23 protein-coding genes are annotated in these 21,686 nt (G+C 69.8%); 12 read left to right on the top strand and 11 right to left on the bottom strand.

The features are described from left to right. Window positions 1–8 precede the first annotated feature (8 nt). The 5 genes from LVJ59_RS12045 to LVJ59_RS12025 all read right to left on the bottom strand — a co-directional run bounded on the left by LVJ59_RS12045 (window position 9) and on the right by LVJ59_RS12025 (window position 6,202). Complete coding sequence (locus LVJ59_RS12045; RefSeq protein ID WP_047521031.1) at window positions 9–971, bottom strand: serine hydrolase; 963 nt, start codon at window positions 969–971, stop codon at window positions 9–11. A gap of 111 nt (window positions 972–1,082) precedes the next feature. Then, a complete protein-coding gene (locus LVJ59_RS12040; protein ID WP_232763237.1) occupies window positions 1,083–3,047 on the bottom strand; it encodes a M13 family metallopeptidase in 1,965 nt (654 codons plus the stop codon). A gap of 55 nt (window positions 3,048–3,102) precedes the next feature. Continuing rightward, window positions 3,103–4,482, bottom strand: a complete 1,380-nt coding sequence (locus LVJ59_RS12035) for a hypothetical protein (protein ID WP_232763236.1) — start codon at window positions 4,480–4,482, stop codon at window positions 3,103–3,105. Beyond that, entirely contained in the window at window positions 4,482–5,552 is a 1,071-nt protein-coding gene (locus LVJ59_RS12030) for an NAD(P)-dependent oxidoreductase (RefSeq protein ID WP_232763235.1), read from the bottom strand. Before LVJ59_RS12030 ends, LVJ59_RS12035 begins: the two co-directional genes overlap by 1 nt. After that, complete coding sequence (locus LVJ59_RS12025; RefSeq protein WP_232763234.1) at window positions 5,549–6,202, bottom strand: MTAP family purine nucleoside phosphorylase; 654 nt, start codon at window positions 6,200–6,202, stop codon at window positions 5,549–5,551. Before LVJ59_RS12025 ends, LVJ59_RS12030 begins: the two co-directional genes overlap by 4 nt. 302 nt (window positions 6,203–6,504) lie before the next feature. Here LVJ59_RS12025 and LVJ59_RS12020 point away from each other — a divergent pair, with 302 nt between their 5' ends. Genes LVJ59_RS12020 through LVJ59_RS12010 form a run of 3 tightly spaced genes read left to right on the top strand, consistent with a single transcriptional unit; the run spans window position 6,505 to window position 8,011 of the window. Next, complete coding sequence (locus LVJ59_RS12020) at window positions 6,505–7,161, top strand: hypothetical protein (protein WP_232763233.1); 657 nt, start codon at window positions 6,505–6,507, stop codon at window positions 7,159–7,161. Further along, window positions 7,158–7,760: a molybdopterin-dependent oxidoreductase gene (locus LVJ59_RS12015; RefSeq protein WP_232763232.1), complete on the top strand. Its 603-nt coding sequence runs from the start codon at window positions 7,158–7,160 to the stop codon at window positions 7,758–7,760. Before LVJ59_RS12020 ends, LVJ59_RS12015 begins: the two co-directional genes overlap by 4 nt. Beyond that, window positions 7,760–8,011, top strand: a complete 252-nt coding sequence (locus tag LVJ59_RS12010) for a hypothetical protein (protein ID WP_232763231.1) — start codon at window positions 7,760–7,762, stop codon at window positions 8,009–8,011. Before LVJ59_RS12015 ends, LVJ59_RS12010 begins: the two co-directional genes overlap by 1 nt. Here LVJ59_RS12010 and LVJ59_RS12005 read toward each other — a convergent pair. From LVJ59_RS12005 to LVJ59_RS11995, 3 genes are read right to left on the bottom strand one after another with little or no spacing between them, the layout of a single operon-like run. Further along, a complete protein-coding gene (locus LVJ59_RS12005; RefSeq protein ID WP_232763230.1) occupies window positions 7,980–8,663 on the bottom strand; it encodes a class I SAM-dependent methyltransferase in 684 nt (227 codons plus the stop codon). The genes LVJ59_RS12010 and LVJ59_RS12005 overlap by 32 nt on opposite strands. After that, entirely contained in the window at window positions 8,660–9,361 is a 702-nt protein-coding gene (locus tag LVJ59_RS12000) for a DUF2064 domain-containing protein (protein WP_232763229.1), read from the bottom strand. The genes LVJ59_RS12005 and LVJ59_RS12000 overlap by 4 nt, the downstream gene beginning before the upstream one ends. Next, on the bottom strand, window positions 9,358–10,020 hold the full coding sequence (locus LVJ59_RS11995; RefSeq protein ID WP_047521044.1) for a glycosyltransferase family 2 protein: 663 nt from the start codon (window positions 10,018–10,020) through the stop codon (window positions 9,358–9,360). Before LVJ59_RS11995 ends, LVJ59_RS12000 begins: the two co-directional genes overlap by 4 nt. A gap of 112 nt (window positions 10,021–10,132) precedes the next feature. On the opposite strand from LVJ59_RS11995, the gene LVJ59_RS11990 reads away from it, so the two are divergent. The 4 genes from LVJ59_RS11990 (at window position 10,133) to LVJ59_RS11975 (ending at window position 13,884) form a co-directional block, all read left to right on the top strand. Continuing rightward, window positions 10,133–10,861, top strand: coding sequence for a response regulator transcription factor (locus tag LVJ59_RS11990; RefSeq protein WP_047521046.1), 729 nt, complete (start codon window positions 10,133–10,135; stop codon window positions 10,859–10,861). After that, a complete protein-coding gene (locus LVJ59_RS11985) occupies window positions 10,861–11,997 on the top strand; it encodes a sensor histidine kinase KdpD (RefSeq protein WP_232763228.1) in 1,137 nt (378 codons plus the stop codon). Before LVJ59_RS11990 ends, LVJ59_RS11985 begins: the two co-directional genes overlap by 1 nt. A 41-nt stretch (window positions 11,998–12,038) precedes the next feature. Beyond that, window positions 12,039–13,361, top strand: coding sequence for an MATE family efflux transporter (locus LVJ59_RS11980; RefSeq protein ID WP_232763227.1), 1,323 nt, complete (start codon window positions 12,039–12,041; stop codon window positions 13,359–13,361). A gap of 145 nt (window positions 13,362–13,506) precedes the next feature. Then, a complete protein-coding gene (locus LVJ59_RS11975) occupies window positions 13,507–13,884 on the top strand; it encodes a hypothetical protein (protein ID WP_047521154.1) in 378 nt (125 codons plus the stop codon). A gap of 30 nt (window positions 13,885–13,914) precedes the next feature. Here LVJ59_RS11975 and LVJ59_RS11970 read toward each other — a convergent pair whose 3' ends face one another. Then, a complete protein-coding gene (locus LVJ59_RS11970) occupies window positions 13,915–14,592 on the bottom strand; it encodes a TrmH family RNA methyltransferase (RefSeq protein WP_232763226.1) in 678 nt (225 codons plus the stop codon). A 79-nt stretch (window positions 14,593–14,671) separates the two neighbouring features. On the opposite strand from LVJ59_RS11970, the gene LVJ59_RS11965 reads away from it, so the two are divergent. Both LVJ59_RS11965 and LVJ59_RS11960 read left to right on the top strand, forming a co-directional pair. Then, window positions 14,672–15,964: an Nramp family divalent metal transporter gene (locus LVJ59_RS11965; protein WP_372491394.1), complete on the top strand. Its 1,293-nt coding sequence runs from the start codon at window positions 14,672–14,674 to the stop codon at window positions 15,962–15,964. Between the two features lie 20 nt (window positions 15,965–15,984). Next, entirely contained in the window at window positions 15,985–16,281 is a 297-nt protein-coding gene (locus tag LVJ59_RS11960; RefSeq protein WP_232763225.1) for a hypothetical protein, read from the top strand. Between the two features lie 22 nt (window positions 16,282–16,303). Here LVJ59_RS11960 and LVJ59_RS11955 read toward each other — a convergent pair whose 3' ends face one another. After that, entirely contained in the window at window positions 16,304–17,749 is a 1,446-nt protein-coding gene (locus LVJ59_RS11955) for a Na+/H+ antiporter NhaC family protein (RefSeq protein WP_232763224.1), read from the bottom strand. A gap of 58 nt (window positions 17,750–17,807) precedes the next feature. Beyond that, the gene (locus tag LVJ59_RS11950) at window positions 17,808–19,421 is read right to left on the bottom strand and encodes an amidohydrolase (protein WP_232763223.1); all 1,614 of its coding nucleotides are present in this window, start codon (window positions 19,419–19,421) and stop codon (window positions 17,808–17,810) included. An 83-nt stretch (window positions 19,422–19,504) separates the two neighbouring features. On the opposite strand from LVJ59_RS11950, the gene LVJ59_RS11945 reads away from it, so the two are divergent. The 3 genes from LVJ59_RS11945 to LVJ59_RS11935 all read left to right on the top strand — a co-directional run bounded on the left by LVJ59_RS11945 (window position 19,505) and on the right by LVJ59_RS11935 (window position 21,683). Next, entirely contained in the window at window positions 19,505–20,161 is a 657-nt protein-coding gene (locus LVJ59_RS11945; protein ID WP_232763222.1) for a TetR/AcrR family transcriptional regulator, read from the top strand. Between the two features lie 9 nt (window positions 20,162–20,170). Then, a complete protein-coding gene (locus LVJ59_RS11940) occupies window positions 20,171–20,800 on the top strand; it encodes a metal-dependent transcriptional regulator (RefSeq protein WP_232763221.1) in 630 nt (209 codons plus the stop codon). 70 nt (window positions 20,801–20,870) lie between these two features. After that, a complete protein-coding gene (locus tag LVJ59_RS11935) occupies window positions 20,871–21,683 on the top strand; it encodes an HAD-IIA family hydrolase (protein WP_047521068.1) in 813 nt (270 codons plus the stop codon). The last annotated feature ends 3 nt before the right edge of the window (window positions 21,684–21,686 follow it).

Here is a 21,686-nt window from a genome sequence, read left to right as displayed (position 1 = left end):
CGTGCGCGTCAGTGCGTGTACTCCATGAGTTCGACACCGAGCACGCGGAAGGCGTCGTGCGCACGAAGCCGGTGCGTGATCGAGAGGTCGTCGAAGCAGACGATGAGCGAATAGGCGACCCCGGCGCGAGGGCCGGCGAGCACACCCGCCTCCGCACGCACCCCCCGGTCGCGACCGGTCTTGTTCACGAACAGCAGGCCGTGCGCATCGTGATCGTGCGCGAACGGATCGAGGCCCGTGGAGGCCGCGACCAGGCTCAGGTCCTGGTTCAGGCTCAGCCACTCCGACACCTGCGCGCTGACGGCGGCGTCGACGACCTGCGAGTTCACCAGCGCCGAGAACAGCCCGGCGAGTTCGCGCGCCGAACCGACGGCGACCTGCGGAGCGTCGTCGGGGCCACGACGGTCGCGGAAACGGTCGAGCAGCGCCGTGCGACGGAGCCCGAGGGACTCGATGCGCTCGCGCACCCGTTCGTGCCCGACCTTCTGCAGCAGTGCGTTGACCGCGATCGGGTCGCCCGCGGTCGCCGCCAGCACGGCGAGGTCCTCCAGCGGAAGCGCCGGGGCATGCAGGTGTCGCCAGAGCCCCGAGGTCTCCACGGCATCGACGTTCTCGCGCTCGACGATCTCGAACGGGTCGAGCGCACCGCTCTGGAAGCCCGCGGCCACCTCGATGAGCAGCGGGACCACGCCGAGCCCCGCGACGGGCATGGTCACATGGTCGTCACCGGCCAGGACGTGCACATGATTGTCGAGGTCGACGACGTGAACCGAGACCTGCGCGCCGGAGTCCGCCAGCCCCTCCAAGGACCGGAGCGTGGCGGTGAACGACCGTCGCCCGGCGGCTGCGCGCCGAGGGAGCCGACGGCTGGTGCGCTGCGAGCGGCGACCGCCGGACGACTCCGGGGCACCCCGCAGAGACTCGGGGACCGAAGAGTTGCGGAACCCATCACCAGGCTCGAGAGCGCCCACGCTGATCCTTAAGGGGGGTGGATGTGCGGGATACCGAGGGAAGACGCTCCCCAGCGGCAGGGCTATCGTAACCCCACCGCCGGGGGATGCTTCACAGAGTGTGACGTTTGGTCACCAGATGGTCACCCGCGATGCCGCGGGCAGCCAGAGGGCGTCGGTGTCGGACACCCCGAAGGCCTCGTAGAAGGCATCGATGTTGCGCACGATCTGGTTGCAGCGGAACTCGTTCGGCGAGTGCGGGTCGATCGTCAGCAGCCGCAGGGTCTCGGCGTCGCGGCTCTTCTGCTGCCACACCTGCGCCCAGGAGAGCAGAAGTCGCTGCACGCCGGTGTACCCGTCGATCACCGGTGCCTCCGCACCGTCCAGCGACAGCTCGTACGCCCGGAGCGCGATGCCGAGACCGCCGAGGTCGCCGATGTTCTCCCCGATCGTGAGGGCGCCGTTGACGTGATGCTCGGCGTCGAGGCCCTCTGGAACGAGCGCGTCGTACTGGGCGATGAGAACCTTGGTGCGGTCTTCAAACGCCGAGCGATCCGCATCCGTCCACCAGTCCTGCAGTCGGCCGTCGCCGTCGTAGCGGCTGCCCTGGTCGTCGAAGCCGTGGCCGATCTCGTGACCGATGACCGCGCCGATGCCCCCGTAGTTCGCGGCCGCATCACGACCGGCGTCGAAGAACGGGTACTGCAGGATCGCCGCGGGGAACACGATCTCGTTCATGGACGGGTTGTAGTACGCGTTGACCATCTGCGGCGGCATGTGCCACTCGGTGCGGTCGATGGGCGTGCCGACCTTGTCGACGTTGCGATCGTGCTCGAAGATCGCCGCGCGGCGCACGTTGCCGAACAGGTCGTCCCGGTCGATCTCGAGGCTCGAATAGTCGCGCCACACCTCGGGATGCCCGATCTTCGGCGTGAACGAGTCGAGCTTGGCGAGGGCGCGCTCACGGGTCTCCGCGGTCATCCACTCGAGGTCGGTGATGCTCCGGCGGTAGGCCTCGATGAGGTTCGCGACCAGCTCGTCCATCGCGGCCTTCGCCGTCGGCGGATAGTGCCGCTCGACGTACACCTTGCCGATCGCCTCGCCGAGGGCCCCTTCCGCGAGCGAGACGCCGCGCTTCCAGCGCTCGCGCATCGTGGGGACACCGGTGAGCTCGGTGCCGTAGAACGAGAAGTTCTCCTGCACGAGATCGTCGGTCAGGTACGGCGCCGCGGCGTGCACGACCTTCGCCCGCAGCCACGCCTTCCAATCGTCGAGACGCTCCGGGGTCAGCAGCGAGCCGAGGCCCTCGAAGAAACTCGGCTGCGACACGACGACCTCGTCGAACGCGCCGGGGTTCGACGGCGAGACCGCTTCACGCCACGGCGTCAGGTCGACACCGGCGAGCTCCTGGAGCTCGTCCCAGGTCTTGAGGTTGTAGGTCGCGACCGCATCGCGGCTGCGCACGTTGTCCCAGTGATGACCCGCCAGCTCGGTCTCGAGCGCGATCGCCCGGTCGGTGTTCTCCGCCGCCTGCGGGACTCCGGCGAGCTCCAGCAGTCGCTCGAGGTGGGCACGGTACGCGGCGCGGGTGTCGGCGAACGTGTCGAGGCGGAAGTAGCTCTCGTCGGGGAGCGACAGACCTGCCTGCACGAGCACAGGGAGGTAGCGCTCGGGGTTGCCGGGGTCGCCGTCGACGTAGAGTCCGATCACGGATGCACGACCGTCGCGGTCGTACGCGCCGACGGTGCGCAGGAACGCCGGGATGCCGTCGATCGCGTCGATCTCGGCCAGCGTCCCGGCGAGCGGGGCGACACCGGCGGCATCGATCCGCTCGGTGTCCATGAAGCTCGCGAACAGGTCGCCGATCTTGCGGGCGAGAGTGCCCTCCGCCGCGTCCTGCGACTCCTCGACGATCGCACGCACGTCTTTCTCCGCCTGCTCGGCGAGGAGGTGGAAGGAGCCCCAGCGCGCCTTGTCGCCCGGGATTTCGGTGCGTGCGAGCCAGGCGCCGTTCACGTGGCGGTAGAGGTCGTCCTGCGGGCGGATGTCGGAGCTGAACTCATCAAGGGCGAGGCCCACGGGAAGAACGTCAGTCATGCGCCCCAGCCTATGACGCCCCTCCCCCACCGCGTCGAGGCGGGCCCGTCCGCCGTCACCATCCGGTCTGCAACAGGGACTGGACGATGATCGCGGCGACGACCTGCACCGCCAGCAACCAGCGGCGCGCCCGTTCGTCGAAGAGCGCCAGACCGATCGTGATCCAGGGCACGAACGGCAACCAGATGCGCTCCACCTCCGCCCGGCTCATGTTCGACAGATCGGCCAGGAGCACCATGAGCACCCCCGCGGCGCAGAGCAGCAGCACGATGGTGCGCGGCTCCCATCCGCGCCCTGACTCGGTTCGGAGTTCCGGAACCTGACGCCGCTCTCGTGGTCCGCGGATCGCCCACGCCCCGACCGCCGCGAAGGCCGCACCGATCGCCGGCCCCGCGCTGACCGCGAACGCGGCGATGTTCCCCCACAGCCAGTACCCGGGCGGTCGGCGCGATGCCACCCCATCCCAGTAGCGCTGCTGCAACACCGGGAACGCCTCCCACCAGGCGAAGCCGAAGACCGCGAACGCCCCCACGACGGCGATCGCCGAGACCGCGGCGATCGGCAGCGGGATCCACGACCTCCCCGCCACCAGCACGGCGACCGCGAGCACCCCCAGCAGGGGGAGGCCGTACGAGAGCATCACGCAGTATCCGAGCAGGAGGCCGGCCCCGACCGACCACGCGATCCGCGCGACACCACCTGCACGCGTCGCGAGCGCCAACAGACAGATGCCCCACGCGGCGACAGCCATGAACATGCCGTCGCCCGAGACCGCCACCCAGATCGCCGCGGGGGTGAACACCAGGAACGGAGCCGCACGACGGGCGAGGTCGGCCGCACCGAGAGCCCGCAGCGTGATCAGCACCGCCACCACGGTCGTGGCACCCAGGAGCAGGACCACGAATCCGGCGGCGAGCGCGCTCCCGAGCCCCATCCGCACCAGGACGACGAAGAAGAGCAGGGCTCCCGGGGGATGGCCGGCGATGTGCACGGGCCAGTTGTCCTCATGCGCGTACGGGATCCGCTCGATGTACTCGCGCAGCGTGGCCCCGAAGTCGTCGACCTCCCGTGCGGTCCCGAGGTACTCGTACCGGTGGTCGAGGATGGTGCCGATGCCGTCGAGCCCGTCCACCGTGGCGAGCGCGAAGAGCCACAACGCGGACGCCGCGAACGCCAGCAGCAGCAGCCGCCCCCACCGGAGCGAGGAGGCGAGCCGCGGACCCCAGATCACGCCGGCCACACCGAGCAGCACCGCCAGGGGTGTCCCCGGTCCGACTCTCGGCGCCCACTCCGCGTGCAGCGGCGGGAACGACTTGACGCGCACGTTCCATCCCGTGAGCGCCGGGATCAGGACCGCGGCCGCGATGAGCACGATGGCCGCGACCGTCCCCCAGAGGGCGAGACGCAGCCCCGGACGCGTCGCGGCAGCCGCCATCAGACGTCCGCCCCCGTGCGAAGCGAGGCATGCGCGAACTCACGCACCCCCTCGTCGAAACCGACCTGCGGTCGCCACCCCAGCTCTCGGCCGATGCGATCCGCCGACGCGGTGATGTGGCGCACGTCGCCCGACCGGAACTCCCCCGTCCGCACCGGCGGCGGTCCTCCGAATGCCGCGGCGAGCGCGTCGGCGAACTCCCCGATCGTGTGCGGGACTCCCGTGGCCACGTTGAACGCCCGCGTGGTCCCGCGCTCCACACGATCCGTCCACTCGAGGGCGGCGAGGTTGGCGCGTGCCACATCCCGGACATGGATGAAGTCGCGTCGCTGCTGCCCGTCCTCGAACACGCGGGGGGCCTCGCCCCGCTCGAGGGCGGAACGGAAGATCGATGCCACTCCAGCGTACGGCGTGTCCCGGGGCATCCCCGGTCCGTAGACGTTGTGATAGCGCAGCAGCGCCGCCCGCCCTCCGTCATAGGCCCACGTGCGGGCCAGCAGTTCCTGCTCGAGCTTGGTCGCCGCGTAGGCGTTGCGCGGATCGCAGGGCTGCTCCTCGGGGATCGAGGTCGGTCGGAGGGGCTCCCCAGTGTGCGGCGATCGCGGCTCGAAGCGACCCGACTCCAGATCGGCCCGGCTCCGCGGTGCGGGCTGCACGAGACGATCACCCTCCCGGTACAGCCCCTCGCCGTAGACGACCATCGACGACGCGAGGACGAGGCGTTCGATCCCGGCCTCCGCCATCGCCGAGAGCACCACCGCCGTGCCGAGCGAGTTCGAGCCCACGTAGTCGGGGGCATCGTGGATGCTGACGCCGAGTCCGACCTTCGCCGCCTGATGACAGACCGCGTCGACCCCGCTCAACGCCTGGCGCACGGCGTCACGGTCGCGCACATCGGCGGCGACGAACTCGACCTCGCTTCCGCCTTCCGGCTCGGGGGCGGAGCTGCCGTGCACGTCGGGGCGCAGGGAATCGAGGATCCGAACACGCCAGCCCGCGGCGATCGCCTCGTCGACGATCGCGGAGCCGATGAAGCCGGCTCCGCCCGTCACGAGCAGAAGTCGACTCATGCTCGTGCCCCGATCAGCGCCGCGACCACCTGGGGCGCCAGGCGCTCGGGCGGCTCGTACCCCGGAGGGATGGCGGCGATGATCGCTGCGACAGCCGCGCTCAACCGCGGCTGCGCCTGTGCCATCACGGCGAACACACGTTCCGCGGTGGCCGAGGTGTCATCCTCTGTCTCGCCGTGCTCGGTGTCGGTGTCGGTCACGATCGCGAGGTTCACGTGCGCGAACCCGAGCTCCGCGGCGAGCGCCGCCTCGGGCAGCTGGGTCATGTTGACCAGGTCGGCTCCCATCGCGCGGTGCCAGTCGGCCTCGGCGGCCGTCGCGAACCGCGGTCCCTGCACCACGACGCTGGTCCCCGCGGGGTGCACGCGTTCCCCCTGGTCACGGAGCACCCGGAACGCGATCTCGCGCAGATGCCGGTCGTAGGGCTCCGCGAACGGCAGATGCTGCACACCGGCGATCTCGATGTCCCCGTCGAAGTAGGTGTCGGCCCTGCCGTGCGTGCGGTCGATGAGCTGATCGGTCAGCACGAAGTCACCGGGCGCGAGCGATGACGCCAGCCCACCCACCGCGTTGGTCGACAGCAGCACCCGTGCCCCGAGCCGCCGAAGCCCCCACAGCAGCGCCCTGGCGTTGACCCGGTGCGGCGGCACCCGATGGCCCCCCCGTGCCGCGGCGCGAACGCCACCGCGCGTCCGTGCAGCCGGCCGACGACGATCTCGGGAACGACTCCCCACGGTGAGTCCGACGCGGGAAGGACTCGTCTGTCCCCGAGGTCGAGCGCTTCGAAACCCGATCCTCCGATCACGGCGAACTCGATCCGGCCCGGCTGCGCGTCAGTCATGCTCCCAGCGTGCCCGCGGACTCGGCATACCGGCACCCCATTTCCTTACACCCCGATGACAGGTTCCCGATCCGCCCGCGTCCGGGCACGCCCGGTCCGCATACTGAGGACATGCGCGACGACCACTCGACCGGTTCGGTGACCGAACGGCTCTCCGTCGCGCTCCAGGATCGGTCGGAACGTGCGCAGCGAGCCCTGGGCTCCCCCCTGCGCACGACGCGGATGGCCGTCGTCATCGGCAGACTGCTGGGTCTCGCCTTCCTCGTGTGCTTCGTCACCGGTCTGTACAGCCACCTGCAGCAAGACCCGCTGCCCTGGCTGACGTTGCCGACGCGCCCGATCCACCTCTATGCCTGGAATCAGGGGATCCACGTCGTCGCGGGGTCGATGCTCATCCCGCTGCTCCTGGCGAAGCTGTGGATCGTGTTCCCGAAGCTCTTCGCCTGGCCTCCGGTACGCAGCTTCCCGCATCTGCTGGAGCGCCTGAGCCTGGCGGTGCTGGTGGCTGCCGCGCTGATGGAACCGATCACCGGGGTGCTCAACACCCTGCAGTGGTATCCGTGGGACTTCTCCTTCCGCCGCACGCACTTCGCGCTGGCCTGGGTCCTCATCGGGGCGATGGCCGTGCACATCGCGGTGCACCTCCCCGCGATCGTCACCGCGTGGCGCGCACACCCGGACGATGACGATGCCGATGCCCCCTCGGATTCCGATGCCCCCTCCGATTCCGATGCCCCCTCCGATTCCGAAGGGACGGCGACGCGATGACCGCGCCCCTCTCCCGCCGCCGCTTCCTCACCGGGGTCGGCGGCGCCTCCGCACTGTTCGGCGCCGCGGCGCTCGCCCACGCGGTCGCCCCCATCGGCCCGTTCAGCCTGAGGGAGCCCCGCACCCGCGCCGACAGCCCCCAGGATCTGCCCGTCAACCGTTCCGCGCGGCAGGCCGACGTGACGTCGCTCGCCCTCGACCCGGAGTGGATGCTGACGGTCGCCGGTGTCGGGATGACCCGTGCCTTCACAGCGGCCGGACTCGAAGCCCTGCCGCAACGCACGGTCCGGCTCCCGATCGCCTGCGTCGAGGGGTGGACGGTCGACGCGTCCTGGACGGGTGTCCGCCTGCGGGATCTCCTCGCCACCGTCGACGCGCCCGATGACGCCACGATCCGCTTCCGCAGCCTGCAGCAGCGCGGCGCCTTCCGGGCGACCACGATGCCGCCTCAGTACGTCGGCGACCCCCTCACGCTGGTCGCCCTCCAGCTCAACGGGGAGCGCCTCGACCTCGACCACGGCTATCCGGCGCGCGTCATCGCCCCCGGGCGGCCCGGCGTGCTGCAGACCAAGTGGCTGTCCTCGATCGAGGTGGTCTGATGAGGGCCGGCAGAATCGCGCTCGCAGCCCTCGGGGTCGCCCTGCTGCTGTGGGGAGCCTGGCTGATGCTCTCCGCACAGGACTTCGCTCAGCTTTTCAGCGTCGCCGTCTGGCTGCTCGCCGTCGTCGTCGTGCATGACGGCCTTCTGACCGTCGTCAGCGCCGTGCGCCATCGCCTGCGGCCTCGGACCGCGACAACGGCACCCCGCGGACCGGCCGTCACTCGCGACATGGATCCGGCAGACGGGTGAGGCTCACGAACGCCCGCCCCGACAGCGTCCATGTCTCGATGATCTGCAACCCCGTCCCGTGCACCCGATCGCGGAGTGCCGTCGCTCCGATCTCGTACCACGGGAAGGGCGAGCTCGATCGGCCGTCGATGTCGACGACGGTCGCCTGATACCCCCGGTCCCGCGCCGGGTGCGGATCGACTTCGACGATCACACGTCCCCCCGGACCGACGATCTGCCCGCACCGGGCAAGCAGTGCGTCCGGCTCGCCCCCGATGCCGATGTTCCCGTCCAGGAGCAGCAGCGTGCCCCAGGAGCCCTCCTGCGGCAGCGGATCGAACACGGAACGCTGCAGCGCGGGCAGGCCCTGCTGCCTGGCGTGCTCGACGGCGGACATCGCGACATCGACCCCCAGCCCGAGGTGTCCGGCCACGATCGCGGCGTGGAGTATCCGCCCCGGCCCGCATCCGACATCGAGCACGGGCCCTCGGATCCGGGCGATCACCGAGTCGTCGGCAGCGTCCGCAGCGGCGAGGAAGCGACCGACCTCGACCCGATGCTCGGTTCCCTCCCCGAGCTCGATCAGGCGCAGCATCCCTCCCCCGTTGCGCAGGGCGAAGTCGTAGGGTGCATCGCCTCCGGCCCCGAAGTGCGCGGCGGTCGCGTTGCTCATCCTCGCCCGTTCCCTTCGCCCGCGCGGCCGACGGCAGCCGTGGCCTCGAGGACACCCGAGAAGCGGGGAAGCAGGCCGGCGACATGCCCCTGCGGAGACAGAACGGCCGCGACCTCCCGTAGCGAGGCGAGATCGTCGATGTCCGTAAGAGGAGGGGCGTCGCGCACGCGGAGCCACATCCGCACCAGACGTCGGCGCTGATGCGCCCCGGTGTCCGACACCGACATCGGCACACCGCGGACGAGGTCCCCTCGAGAGCACGAACCCAACCGTCCGGGGCGAAGATCATCGATCCCGAGGAGCCAGAAGCCTCCGTCGGTCGCCGGTCCGATCCAGGCGTCGACGTCTTCCGGCCAGTCATCGGCGAGTGCGCGCAGCAGCATCGGATCCAGCTGAGGGGTGTCCATGCCGACCAGGAGCACCCTCCCGGGAACGGAGTCCAGCGCTGCGCCGATCCGCTCGTCCAGCCCGCCCGAGACCTGGGGGATGACCCGGAAGCCCGCGGGAACGGATACGTCTCCCTGCGCGCAGACGACGACCGGGAGCCCGGTCACCCCCACCGCGTCGAGGGTGTCGGCGAGGCTCGCCTGTGCGATGTCCGCCGCCTCCTCCAGCGTGAAGGGCGGATGCAGCCGGGTCTTGACCTTTCCCGGCAGACACTCCTTCGCCATCACGATGATCGTCGTCTCGGCGTTCATGCGAGCCTCCTCAACGTCCGGTGCATATCCGACACCGCGATCAGGGTGCCCCGGACCGTTCCGGTGACCTTCGACCGGCCGGTCCGCGGGCGGTAGGAGACATCGGTCTCGCCGATGCGCAGCCCCTTCCGCCAGGCACGCAGCAGGAGTTCGAGGGGATAGCCGCTGCGTCGATCCTCCATCCCGAGGTCGAGGAGCATCTCGCGACGCCCGGCCCGGAACGGACCGAGATCGTGCATCGAGAGCCCGGTGCGCCGACGCACCATCGACAGCAGCACCGTGTTCGCGAATCGCGCATGGATCGGCCACGCCCCTCGTCCACCGACCCGGCGACGCCCGAACATGAGGTCGCTCTCGCCTCGATGCACGGGGCCCGCGAGCCGATCGAGCTCGGTCAGGTCGAACGATCCGTCGGCGTCGCAGAAGGCGACGACGGGTGCTGTGGCCGCACGCAGTCCGGCATGCACAGCGGAGCCGTACCCGCGCCGTGGCTCCTGGATCACCAGCGCTCCGAGACGACGCGCGATCTCCGCCGACCCGTCGGTGGAGCCGTTGTCGACGACGATCGCCCGCGCACCGGAGGGAAGGGCAGCCAGCACCCCGGGCAGCGCCTCCGCCTCATTCAGACAGGGGAAGACGACGTCGGTGGGAAAGGCCATATCGCGACGCTAGAGAAGATGTCCCCCGGCGACATCCGTCAACTCTTACGAACCGAGGAAGGTTGCCCTCCGAGCGGGTGACGGGGAGGACCTCCGAACCTACGATGAGAGCATGTCCGCGCCGTCCGTTCCGCCTCCGCACCTCGCGGAACTCGCCGACCGCCGGGTGCTCGTGATCGAGGACGATGCGACGGTGAGCGAGGTCGTCCAGGCGTATCTGCGCGCCGCGGGGTACCTCGTCGATCACGCCACCGACAGCTTCACCGGTCTGGCATCGGCCGCGGCGAGCGCTCCCGACCTGATCGTGCTCGACCGGATGCTCCCTGGAATCGACGGCGCCGAGGTGTGCCGACGGATCCGGGCCGCCTCGGACGTCCCGATCATCATGCTCACGGCCCTCGGTTCGGAGGAGGACCGCATCGACGGTCTGGAAGCCGGTGCCGATGACTACGTGGTCAAGCCCTTCTCCCCCCGGGAACTGGTCCTCCGCGTGAACTCGGTGCTGCGCCGGAGCCTTCCCGAATTCGCGCGGGAGGCTCCGTTCGACCTCGGCCCCTTCCACCTCGATCCCTCGGCCAGGATCGTCACCCGGGACGGCGTGCCGCTCGAGCTGTCGGTGCGCGAGTTCGAACTGTTCGCGTTCTTCCTCAAGCACCCGCGGCAGACGTTCGATCGGCCCACGCTGCTGCGTCGGGTCTGGGGATGGGAGATCGGAGACCTCTCGACGGTCACGGTCACCACCCGGCGGCTTCGGGAGAAGATCGAAGACGACCCCGGTTCCCCCACGGTGCTCGTGACGGTGTGGGGCGTGGGGTACCGCCTCGAATGGGAGGACCGCTGATGCCGTTCGCCGATGTCGTCACGATCGCGGCCATCGCTCTCGGATGGGCTCTCCTCGTCGGAGGGGCCGGCCTGCTCGCGCTGTGGCTGCTGCGCCGGCGCTCACTGATGCTGCAACTGTGCATCGTGATCCTCGCTGTGGTGCTGTCCTTCGCCGCCGGGGTGCTCGCGGTCGCCGAGGCGATGTACATCTCTCCCCACGACCTTCTCGTCGTGGTCGTGGTGACCGCCATCTCCGCCGTCGTCGCGGTCGCCGTCGCCGTGCTGCTCGCGGCCCGGCTCGTCCGCGATGCCCGCTCGCTGCAGAGGCTCACACATTCGGTTGGTGAGGGCGAACTGCTCGAGGACACCGGCGCCCTCCCCGTGAACACGGAGTTCGCCCGCGTGGCTGCCGAACTCGTGTCGACCAGCGAACGACTCGCGGCGGCACGCGAGGAGGTGCAGCTCCTCGATCGCTCCCGGCGCGAGTTGATCGCGTGGATCTCGCACGACCTGCGCAGTCCTCTCGCCGGGCTGCGGGCGATGACGGAAGCACTGGATGACGGCTTGGCCGAGGACCCTGCCCGCTTCCATCGTCAGATGCGCCGCCAGGTCGACCACATGAGCGACCTCGTCGACAACCTGTTCGAGGTCTCGAAGATCTCGTCCGGCACCTTGACCCTCCGTCTCGAACCGATGTCCCTGCACGATCTGGTCAGCGACGCGGTCGCCGAACTCGCGCCGGTCGCCCGGGCGAAGGACGTGGCGCTCGTCGAGCTGACCAGCCCGGATCACACCGTCGTCGGTGACGCGCGCGAGCTCGCCCGCGTGATGACCAATCTGCTCGCCAACGCGATCGAGCACACACCGGCCGGAGGGACGATCCGCATCAGGACCAGCCGCGAGGACGACGCGATGGTGCTCTCGGTCCAGGACACCGGCTCGGGCATCGCCCACGAGAACCTGACGAGCGTCTTCGAACCGGGGTGGCGGGGCACCGACGCGCGAACGCCCGGAACGAGCGTCCACGGCACGAGCGGTGCCGGTCTCGGGCTCGCGATCGCGCGGGGCATCGTCGAGGCGCACAACGGGGTGATCAGCGCGCACAACGCCGACGGCGGGTCGCGGTTCGACATCCGCTTGCCCGCGGGCGCCTGAGTCGGGCGGACGAGGTCCGTGCCAGGTCATAGGCTCGGAGGATGACCGCGCGCACCTCCCTCAACCGAGAGATCCTGCGCCTGGCCGTTCCTGCTCTCGGCGCGCTGGTCGCGGAGCCGGCCTTCCTGATCGTCGATGCCGCGCTGGTCGGACATCTCGGCACGACTCCGCTCGCCGGGCTCGGCATCGCCGCAGCCGTGCTGCAGACCATCGTCGGACTCATGGTCTTCCTGGCCTACTCGACCACGCCGGCGGTGGCGCGTCGCTTCGGCGCAGGTCAGCCGGGTCAGGCCGTGTCGGTCGGCATCAACGGGATGTGGCTCGCCCTCGGACTGGGAGCCGTCCTCGCGGTGATCGGCGCCGTCTCCTCGCCCTGGCTCGTATCGCTCTTCGGCGCGAGCGAGGCCGTCGCCGCACAGGCCAACGAATACCTCGTGATCTCGATGTGGGGTCTCCCCGCGATGCTGATCGTGTTCGCGGCGACCGGGTTGCTCCGGGGCATGCAGGACACCATGACGCCGCTCTGGATCGCAGGGCTCGGCTTCGGCGCGAACGCCCTGCTGAACTGGCTGTTCATCTACGGACTCGGCTGGGGCATCGCGGGCTCGGCCGCCGGAACCGTGACCGCGCAGTGGGGGATGGTGGCCGCCTACGCCCTGGTGGTCCGCCACCTGGCCACGCGCCACAGCGCCTCGCTCCGCGCGCAGCGCGCCGGCATCCGCAACACGGCCACGTCGGGCGGCTGGTTGTTCCTGCGCACCGTGAGCCTGCGTGTCGCGCTGCTCGCGACGGTGGGGATCGCGACCGGGATCGGGACCGATGAACTGGCCGGGTGGCAGATCGTGTTCACGATCTTCTCGGCTGCGGCCTTCGCTCTCGACGCACTCGCGATCGCCGCGCAGGCGTTGATCGGCAAGGAACTCGGTGCCGGCGACGAGCGACAGGTGCACCGGGTGCTGGCACGGACGGTGGCGTGGGGTGCGTGGTTCGGCGTGATCGTCGGCGGGCTGATCGCCGCCCTCTCCGGGGTGCTCGGCATCGTGTTCACCGGCGACGCCGAGGTCGCCGCTCTCGTGCAGCCTGCGCTGCTCGTGCTCGCCGTCGCCCAGCCCATCGCCGGTGTCGTCTTCGTGCTCGACGGGGTGCTCATGGGCGCGAACGATGCGCGGTACCTCGCGATCGCCGGCGGCGTGAACCTCGTGCCGTTCCTGCCGGCACTGTGGATCATCTCCGCGGTCGGCGTCGACGGATCCGCAGGCCTCGTCTGGCTGGCCGTGGCTTTCTTCGGCGTCTATCTGCTCGCCCGGCTCGGCACCCTCGGCTGGCGCGTGCGCTCAGGACGCTGGCTCACCGCGTCGGCATGATCCCGGGTGCCGGTTCCGCGCCCGAGCTGACTGCACAGACTTCCGCGAGAACGACTTCTCCACAATCGCTGAGTTCCCCGGAATACTAGGCCTCCGTTCCCTGGCGCCTCGACAATCATCGAGGAACAATGAGGGGATGCTGGGGATGACGGAACCACAGGTCTGGACACTGATCGGTGTCTTCGCCGCAGCCATGTTCGGAACGCTCACACTCATGTCGACGATGTTCCTGCGAACGATGCAGAACGGCTTCGACGGCGTGCGCACCGAGCTGAAGAACGAGTTCGCCAGCGTGCGGACCGAGTTCAGAAACGAGTTCGCCAGCGTACGGACCGAGTTCAGGAACGAGTTCGCCAGCGTACGGACCGAGTTCAGGAACGAGTTCGCCAGCGTGCGCACCGAGTCGGGCAGCGAGTTCAGCGGCGTGCGCACCGAGATCCGGGCCATCCACGAGCGCATCGATCACCTCGACCGGGACGTCAGCGCGATCTATCGCCACATCTTCGGCATCGACCGCGGCTGACGACTGCTCGACGGTCGTCATCGCGACGGCTCAGCCGGCGTAACGGCGGCACCACTCGTACATGATCACGGCCGCCGCAGCGCTGGCGTTGATCGAGCGCGTCGAGCCGTACTGGGTGATCTCGATGTGCGCGGAGGCCGCGGCGAGCGCTTCGCTGGACAATCCGGGCCCCTCCTGACCGAAGAGCAGGACGCAACGGAGCGGGAGATCTGCCTTGTCGACGGGGACGGCACCGTCGACGTTGTCGACCGCGATGATCGGAAGCCCTTCGGCCGCAGCCCACGCCGCGAAGGTCTCGACGTCTTCGTGGTGCACGACGTGCTGGTAGCGATCGGTCACCATCGCCCCGCGCTTGTTCCACCGTCGGCGACCGATGATGTGCACGGTGTCGGCGAGGAAGGCGTTGGCGCTGCGCACGATCGACCCGATGTTCATGTCGTGCTGCCAGTTCTCGATGGCGACGTGGAACGGATGCCGCTGGGTGTCGAGGTCGGCCACGATCGCCTCCATCCGCCAGTAGCGGTAGCGGTCGATCACGTTGCGGGTGTCGCCCTCGGCCAAGAGGAGAGGGTCGTACTGCTCCCCCTCGGGCCAGGCCTCCGCACCGCCCGGCCAGGGTCCGACGCCGTAGCCGGGTTGGCCGATGGAGCCCGTCGCCGCAGCCGCCGAAGGGTCCGGTGTCGCGCGGTCCGCCGAGGCATCATCCATCCCGCCAGGCTATCGCCGCCTCCGCGGAGCCGGCACCGAGGACTTTTAGGTGGACCGAAAAATACGCTACGGTTTCGGTGTGCCTAAAAATTCTGTGCTTCCGGGAACCACGAAGGATCTGACCCCGGCGACCGCGCCCCGCGGGCTGTGGCTGCTCGGACCCGCCCTGGTCGCCGGGGTCGCCTACCTCGACCCGGGAAACGTCGCGAGCAACATGACCGCGGGCGCCCAGTACGGCTACCTGTTGGTCTGGGTCGTCGTCGCCGGCAACGTCATGGCCTGGCTCATCCAGTACCTCTCCGCGAAACTGGGTGTCGTCACGGGGCAGAGCCTTCCCGAGGTGCTGGGCACCCGCCTGCGCCGCCCCTGGGCACGCCGGGCGTACTGGGTGCAGGCCGAACTCGTCGCGATGGCCACCGATCTCGCGGAGATCATCGGCGGGGCGGTCGCCCTGAACCTGCTCTTCGACGTCCCCCTGCTGCTCGGCGGCCTGATCACGGGCGCCGTCTCGATGATCCTCCTCACGGTGCAGAACCGTCGCGGCGCACGTCCGTTCGAGTTCGTGATCATCGGACTGATGGCCATCATCACGATCGGCTTCGTCGCCGGTGTGTTCGTGGCTCCGCCGGATCCGGCAGGGATCCTGGGCGGCATGGTGCCGCGCTTCGAGGACACCGGATCGGTGCTGCTGGCAGCCTCGATCCTCGGGGCGACGATCATGCCGCACGCGATCTACGCACACTCCTCCCTCGCCCGCGACCGTTTCGGCGCAACGACCGCGCACGCCGGCGACGAAGCCGTGCGCACCGAGAGCTCGCGCATCCGTCGGCTCCTCACCGCCACCCGCTGGGATGTATCGGTCGCGATGGTGATCGCAGGTTCGGTCAACCTCTGCATCCTCCTGCTCGCCGCCGCGAACCTGGCGGGAGTCGAAGGCACCGACTCGCTCGAGGGGGCGCACGCCGCCCTCGCCGCCGGCCTCGGACCGGTCGTGGCCACGTTCTTCGCGGTCGGCCTGCTCGCTTCCGGTCTCGCCTCGACGTCGGTCGGCGCCTACGCGGGAGCCGAGATCATGCACGGCCTGCTGCACGTGCGCATCCCCCTGCTCGCACGGCGGCTGGTGACGCTGATCCCCGCTCTCGTGATCCTCGGGATCGGTTTCGATCCGACGCTCGCCCTCGTGCTCAGTCAGGTGGTGCTTTCCTTCGGGATCCCGTTCGCCCTGATTCCGCTGGTCGTGCTCACGGCACAGCGACGGACCCTCGGCGCCTGGGTCAATCGACGGTGGACGACAGCAGCCGGCATCGTGGCCTCGGTGCTGCTGATCGCACTGAACGGCGCCCTGCTCTGGCTGGTGCTGACGGGAGCCTGAGCCCGGATAGGCTCGGAGGCATGTCTGCCGAGAGCGCTCGCCGCACCGTCCGCATCCTCACCTGGACCGGCTTCGCGACCGGCGTCATCGGTGGGCTGCTGATCGCCTTCCCGAAGGTCATCGGGCCCGCCAGCCCCTGGGTGCAGCTGGCCCTCGGCGTGGCCACCCTCGTGCTGGCGTTCCGTGCCCGCAAGGTCGGCATCGACGAGGTCGAGGGGTTCGACGGCCGGCTCTCGCTGGCCGCCGCCCTCCTCGGATTCCTCGTCCTGTTCTTCGCGGGTCAGGCGGCGTTCATCTTCCTGAGCACCCTGGGCTGACCCCCGTCGCTGGGTCCCGCTGCTAGGCCGTCACGAAGCCCGTGACCAGGTAGAGCACGAACGACACACCGGCGGCGATCCCCGCGTACGGGAGGATCGCGATCATCAGGTTGAGCGGCTTGATGCCGATGGACCTCGACGCGAGGATGATGCCGTCCCCATAGAGGCAGGTGGTGCTGCCGAGCGCGGCGCCGGAGAACACGGCGGCACCCGCGAGGATCGGATCGGCGCCGAGCGCGAGCGCCAGCGGTAGCACGACCGGGGTGATCACGGCGGCCAGGTCCCAGAACGATCCGGTGGCGTACGCGTAGATGCCGCACACCGCGAAGACGATCGCCGGCAGCAGCGCCGGGGTGAGCACGGGCTCGGTGACCTGGATCACGAACTCCGCGAGCTGCAAGGCGATGTTCATCTCCTGCACCATGAACGCGAGGACCGTGAGGATCATGACGAACAGCATGCTCTCGATGCCCTCGAGCGCCGCGTCCAGCACCCCGCGGATGCTGAGCCGGCGCTGCACGAGCACGATGACCAGAGTGACCGCGAGAGCCGCGGCGGTACCGGCCACGACATTCGCATCGGTGGCGATCGTCACACCGACCAGCACGGCCATCGCGATCAGGAAGCCCCAGGGCTGCGGCTTGCGTTCGGTGTCGGTCGAGGTCGCGAGCGCGGTGGCCACGCGCTGCGCCGTGGAGCCGTCGGGGTCGTCGGCCTTGAGCTCCGCGAGGAGAGCGGTGCCCTCGGCCCGCCGCTCATCGTCAGTGGTTCCGAGCGGGAAGACATCGCCGTCCCGGTCGGCACGCAACGCATCACGCTTGATCGCACCGAGCTTCGGCAGCCAGCCGGCGCTCATGAGGAGAGCCACGGCCAGGGCGGCCCAGCCGAAGAAGATGAACGGGATCGCCTGCAGGTAGGCGCCGAACCCTGTGCCGCCCACCGTGATCCCCTGCGCCTCGAAGAGTCCGGAGAAGAACAGCGCCCAGGTCGACACCGGGACGAGCACGGCGATCGGAGCGGCGGTCATCTTCATGATCGCGCCGAGCTGCGTGCGTGGCACCCGGTATCGATCGGTGACCGGCTTCATCGAGGTGCCGGTGGTGAGCACGTTCAAGTAGTCGTCGACGAACAGCACGATCGAGAGCAGGAAGGTCAGCACGGTCGACTTGCGGCGCGAGGTGACGAACCGCTCCACCCACCGGGCGAAGTCCGTCACGATGCCGGACTTCTCGAACAGCATCATGAGGATGCCGAACAGCGCGACGATGAGCAGGAGCCACTGGGCGGTGGCGTTGGACAGCGCCTTGCCGGTGTACTCGACCCAGACGTCGAAGCCGCCCCAGCCGCCGAGGATCAGAGCCCCGGCGACGGTGCCGCAGAGCAGAGCGAAGAGAGTGCGCCGGGTGGCGACCGCGATGACGAGGATCACCGCGATGGGGAGGAGCGCGAGAGCGCCGAATTCTGGCATGGAAGTCACCTCAGTGTGAAGGGGATGCGAAGGAGGAGGAGTGAGGTCGAGCCGGGGGTCAGGACTCGGTGCCGCCGACGATCGTCCCCTGCACGGGCAGGTCGGGGAGGTCGTCCGGAGAGACGTGCAGCGGGTTCTCCGCCCACACGGCGTAGTCGGCCCGGAACCCGGGAGCGATGCGGCCGAGGTCGGCATCTCCCTGAGCCAGGGCGGCGCCGACGGTGTAGCCGTGCAGCGCCTGGTAGGGAGTGAGCACCTGGTCGGGCTCGAACACCGGCGAGTCGGGGTCACCGGGACGTCGGCGCAGCATCGACCAGGCGAGGCCGATGCGGGCGTCGTTCTGGGCGATCGGCCAGTCCGAACCGAGGGCGAGCGGCGCCCCCGCTTCCCAGTAGTCCCGGACGCGCCAGGCGCGGGAGGCGCGTTCCGGCCCCAGCTTGCGCGACCAGTCGTCCGAGCCGTCGGCCTTGCGCCACTGCATGTGCAGGGGCTGCATCGAGGCGGTGATACCCGCAGCGGCGATGCGCGCGACGTCGCGGTCGGTCGTCGTCTCGAGGTGCTCGATGCGGTGCGGGGCTCCGCCGGCACTGCGCACTCCCGCATCGAGGTACGCGTCGACGACCTCTCCGATGGCGCGGTCTCCGATCGCGTGCGTGGCCACCTGGAACCCGGCTTCCGCGTATCGTCGCACGGTGCGCGCGTACGCGGCGGTGTCCTTCCAGAACGGTTCCCGTCCCGCGCCCGTCGTGTCGGGTTCGTACAGCCAGGCGGTGCCGGTCTCGACGACGCCGTCGGCGTACAGCTTGACGACACCGCCACGCCAGCGATCGCCGCGGCGGTCGCGCATGCCGAGGTTCACGGCCGTCCGCTCGTCATCGAACCCGGGCTCATGGTCGATCGCCGACACGATTCGGATCGGGAGCCCCGGGCCGTGTTCCAGCGCATCCAGGAGCTCGAGCGTGGCGAAGCCGCCGTCCATGATCGTGCCGCCGGTGAGGCCGGAGTCGCGGAGCCCGCGGAGAACCTCGTGGCCCACGGCCAGAGTCTGCGCCCGGTCCAGAGCGGGCGCGCGGAGGCGAACCGGTTCGTAGGCACCGAGTTCCCGCAGCTCGCCTGTCGGCCGCCCGTCCCGATCGACCACCACGCAGGAGGAGTCCTCGAATTCGCGGGCACCCGTGATGCCGGCGCGCTCCAGGCCGGCGCGGCTGGCGAGGGCGGTGTGCCCGTCGAACAGGATCAGGAGCGCCGGGAGCCCTCGGACCGCGTCCTCGATCGCCGCTGCCGTCATCGGCAGGTCGTGGAACACGTCGTAGTCGACGTTCCAGCCGCGCACCCACGGGTCGGCGTCTTCGGCGAGCGCACGATCGGCTTCGACTCGAAGTGCGGCGAGGAGCGCCACCCCGGCGGTCAGTCCTCCCAGGTCGACGCCCGCCGTCAGCTCGATCCCCTGGATCGGATGCAGGTGCGAATCGATGAGCCCGGGGGTCACGGCGGCGCCACCGAGATCCTGCACGATCGTGCGCGGACCGCGCAGGTCGCGGATCAGCGCGTCATCCCCGACGGCGAGGAAGCGACCGTCGCGCACGGCGAACGCGGTGGCGTGCGGGCGGCGCGGGTCCATCGTCACCACGTGCGCGCCGGTGACAATGGTGTCGGCGTCGAAACCGGTCATGGGCAGTACCTTCGTCGGTAGTGAGTCCTCGGTATTGAAAGAGTTTCAATAAAGTACCAGACGCCCGAGCAGAATCGAGCACGATGACGAAATCCCCGCGCAGCGTCGGCCGCCCGTCCACCCAGGTACTCACCGAGGAGCGCATCCTGAAGGCGGCCTTCGCGCTCAGCGCCCAGCGCACGCCGCGCCAGTTCACCATGACCGCCCTCGCCGACTCGCTGGGCGTGCGCACCTCGGCGCTGTACCACCACTTCGCGAACCGGGACGCCGTGATCCGGGCGATGCGGGGACGCGTCAGTCGCTCGCTCGCCACCCCCGTGCTGCATGAACTTCCGGTCGAAGACGCGCTCCTGACCTGGGCGCACAGCTACCGGGACGCCGCGATCGCCGCCCCCGAAGCGATGGTCATCCTGGCGACCTCGCCGATCGACGCCGACGAGGGCTCGTTCGCCGACTACGAGCAGATCGCCCGCCTGCTCGCCGACGACGGCTGGCCGACCGACACCATCGTGGACGCCATCGTCGCCCTGGAATCGTTCATCATCGGCTCGGCACTGGATGCCCTCGCCCCCGCGGACAACATGGCTCCCGGAGCGCTTGCGCCGCAGTTCCCGACCTTCGCCGAAGCTGAGGCCGCACGTGCCCGTCTGAGCACGGACCCGGCGCGCCGCACCTTCGAGGTCGGAGTGCGGGCGTTGATCCGCGGGCTCGCTGCATGGGCGCGGGAGAGCACCGCGTAGGCTGGTCGGGTGGCCTCCCCCGCAGCTGACGACTATCTGAAGACCGTCTACGCGCACACCGAGTGGCAGGATGCGCCGATCACCCCGTCGGTGCTCGCCGCGAAGCTCGGCATCGCCCCCTCGTCGGTCACCGAGATGGTCAAGAAGCTCGCCGCCGCGGGGCTCGTCTCGCACGTGCCCTACGGCGCGGTGCGGCTGACGGAGGCCGGCACGGCCCGCGCCCTCGCGATGGTGCGCCGCCACCGGCTGGTCGAGACCTGGCTGGTGCAGGAGTTCGACTACGGCTGGGACGAGGTGCACGACGAGGCCGAGGTGCTCGAACACACCATCAGCGACCGACTGCTGGAAGGCATCGACGCCCGCCTGGGGCGCCCCCGCTTCGACCCGCACGGCGATGCGATCCCCGATGCCGACGGGCACGTGGAGCGGGTGCCGTTCGTGCTGCTGGCCGATGCCGCTGTGGGACACACGGGACGCGTGCTGCGGGTGAGCGACCAGGATCCGGAAGTGCTCCGCGCCGTGGAGGCCGCCGGCATCGCGGTCGGCGTCGAGGTCACGGTGACCGCCGCCGGTGTGTCTGTCGACGGCACCGACGCCGAGGTCGCGCACGCCGCGGACGTGATCTGGCTCACCGCCTGAACCGATCTGTTGCGGCACCCCTCTGCCACACGGACATGTGCCGGCAACACTCGCCCTCTAGGCTGTGCACATGGCACAACGTGACGACATCGAATGCTGGCTCACCGACATGGACGGTGTGCTCGTCCATGAGAACGACGCCATTCCCGGGGCGTCCGAACTGCTCGCCGGCTGGGAGAGCGCAGGCATCCCGTACCTGGTGCTCACCAACAACTCGATCTTCACCGCGCGCGACCTGTCGGCACGTCTCCGCATCAGCGGACTGCACGTGCCCGAGGAGCGCATCTGGACCTCGGCCCTCGCCACCGCCGACTTCCTGAAGCAGCAGCTGCCCGGTGGCTCGGCGTTCGTGATCGGCGAGGCCGGCATCCTCACCGCCCTGCACGACGCCGGCTTCATCATGACCGAGACGAACCCCGACTTCGTGGTCGTCGGCGAGACGCGCAACTACTCGTTCGAGGCGATCACGAAGGCGATCCGCCTCATCATCGGCGGCGCGCGGTTCATCGTCACGAACCCGGATGCCACGGGTCCGAGCACCGACGGGCCACTCCCGGCCACCGGTGCGATCGCGGCCCTCATCACCAAGGCCACCGGCAAGGAGCCCTACGTGGTCGGCAAGCCGAACCCGATGATGTTCCGGTCGGCGCTGAACAAGATCGGCGCGCACTCGAAGCGCACCGGCATGATCGGCGACCGGATGGACACCGACGTCGTGGCCGGCATCGAGGCGGGCCTGCACACCGTCCTGGTCCTCACCGGGATCAGCGACCAGGCCGAGGTCGAGAAGTACCCGTTCCGCCCCGATGAGATCGTGCAGTCCGTGGCCGACCTGCTGCCGCGGATCACCGAGACGATCCCGACGGTGAAGACGAAGAAGTAGCCC

Origin of the sequence: Microbacterium sp. KKR3/1 (assembly GCF_021272365.1) — a bacterium.
In the GTDB taxonomy this organism is placed as follows: Bacteria; Actinomycetota; Actinomycetes; order Actinomycetales; family Microbacteriaceae; genus Microbacterium; species Microbacterium aurugineum.
This window is presented reverse-complemented; position numbering and strand designations above follow the sequence as displayed.